General features: G+C 57.7%; 2 tRNA genes. Both read right to left on the bottom strand.

Annotated features, from left to right (window positions below):
* Positions 1-76 (bottom strand) — tRNA-Ala (locus QQL85_RS26580).
* Between the two features lie 62 nt (positions 77-138).
* A tRNA-Glu gene (locus QQL85_RS26575) sits at positions 139-214 on the bottom strand.
* Between the last annotated feature and the right edge of the window lies 1 nt (position 215).

Genomic DNA, 215 nt, shown 5'->3' with positions numbered 1-215 from the left:
TGGTGGAGCTAAGCGGGATCGAACCGCTGACCTCCTGCATGCCATGCAGGCGCTCTCCCAGCTGAGCTATAGCCCCGAAACAAAAGGCTCATCAATAATCGACGAGCCTTTTTAAGCCCTGCAAAACGCAGGAAAAAGTGGCGTCCCCTAGGGGACTCGAACCCCTGTTACCGCCGTGAAAGGGCGGTGTCCTAGGCCACTAGACGAAGGGGACG

Origin of the sequence: Pseudomonas putida, assembly GCF_030159595.1 — a bacterium.
Lineage (GTDB): Bacteria > Pseudomonadota > Gammaproteobacteria > Pseudomonadales > Pseudomonadaceae > Aquipseudomonas > Aquipseudomonas putida_AC.
The sequence above is the reverse complement of the archived record's forward strand: the minus strand, read 5'-3'. Positions and strand labels throughout refer to the sequence as shown.